This window comes from Peribacillus sp. P4_C12 (assembly GCF_056402095.1).
The window spans coordinates 1-1,682 of sequence record NZ_JBFUIB010000680.1 but is presented as its reverse complement, the minus strand read 5'-3'; the positions used below and the strand labels follow the sequence as shown (position 1 = coordinate 1,682).

Genomic DNA, 1,682 nt, shown 5'->3' with positions numbered 1-1,682 from the left:
ATATAAATCTATAGAAGAACTTGGTGTTGAAGTGCTAATTACAGATACAGAATAAGACTCACTGATCAGGAGAATATTGCTTAAATCCATTATTAGATGGTACATTCACCAGGATTGTGACCCATTGCATTCCCGATAATGAAATTTAAAAGTGGTTTTAACCAATATAACATCAGATATTCACAACGAGAGGAGTTTAAAAGACGATGATTAAATTATTAGTCAGTGATTTAGATGGAACGTTAATTGATAAAAAGAATCAAGTGGCTTTACATGACATTAAAGCATTGAAAAAATTACGGGAACATAACGTAGACATCTGTCTTGCAACTGGAAGAATGGACAACGAAATTATGGAAGTAGMTAAAGTGGTTGGAGACCAATTCCATCGCGTAAGCCAAAACGGATCATTTGTCAGGACCAATGACCACGTTTCTCTTCACTCGCAAACATTTGAACATCGGCTCGCAAAAAAGCTGTATGAATCGGCTTATTCAGATCGTAACATTACAATCGTTAGTTCAAATGACACCAACTTTGTAGCACAAAAAAATGATGTCATTCACCAAATCGAAGAACGCTTTTTCTTTCCGATTGAAGAGCTAGATGACATGATAAATGCAATTGGCCACTCCCTTACCCCTTCTAAAATTTCGGTAATGGGCCATCATGAGGAAATATTAGAAATGCAGCAATCTATTCAAGGTGTTTTTCACGAAGAGGTGGATACATTCATTTCTGAAAAAGGCTGTCTTGACATTATGCCGAAAAACATCAGTAAAGGAAATGCCTTATTAATCCTTTTAAAACACTTGCAGCTCAAGCCCGAAGAAATCGCATGCGTAGGTGATTCTTTTAATGACATCCCTATGTTTAAACTAACACCAAATAGTTTTGTGATTTCTCATGCCCATGAAGATGTCAAAAAAGAAGCAACCTATGTCGTTGAGACAGTCAGTGAAGCAGTGAAGATGATTCTTGAAAAAAATACCCGTGAACAATATATGATTCACTTATAAGGGTTCTGGCGTGAAAGAATGCAAAAACAGGAAAAAGATTTTGAGAAAGTTGCTTCGAGTGTTTTTGGTTTTTAAATACATCAGAGCGTTTATGGATTTCCAAGTTATTCAACTAACGGGTGCTTTACTTCATTACCAGGAGCTGATCAGCAGCTCCTTTTCTTATGCAACTAACGGGGCAGTTTAGTGTAATAACTTTATTTCGAATCTGTGTTAAAATTTGGTTGTTTATCAATATGAAAGGTGTTGGAATGATTGAGTCGAGTCACCTCAAAAACAAAGATATACTTTGGACTATCTGTTATCCTTTTGCTCTGTGGGACTTTTTCTTGGATTCCTTATTTGGTCTTTAACATCCAAGAATCTTATGGGATGTTAACATTAGTTCTTAACCCAATTGGATTGTTTTTAGGTTATTTATCAAACAACAGTTTCATAGCTTTAAGCAATTTAATTATGGTCTTCAGTTTTATTCCTATTTTGATATTTGTTTATCTAACAAAAGGGTACATTCCAATGTAATTGTTGCTACATTTTTATATGAACCCCACCAAGCTCCTTATAGAAGCAACGGGGGAACTTTAATAAAATATAGTATAAAGGACCAGAAATTCAATATATTAAAGGTGGAAAATGACATGGCAAGAAAGTACCGATTATATC

1 protein-coding gene is annotated in these 1,682 nt (G+C 34.9%); it reads left to right on the top strand.

Translation table 11 applies throughout. From position 1 onward, the window contains the following. Positions 1-206 precede the first annotated feature (206 nt). Entirely contained in the window at positions 207-1,019 is an 813-nt protein-coding gene (locus tag AC1DUW_RS27920) for a Cof-type HAD-IIB family hydrolase (protein ID WP_477644065.1), read from the top strand. The last annotated feature ends 663 nt before the right edge of the window (positions 1,020-1,682 follow it).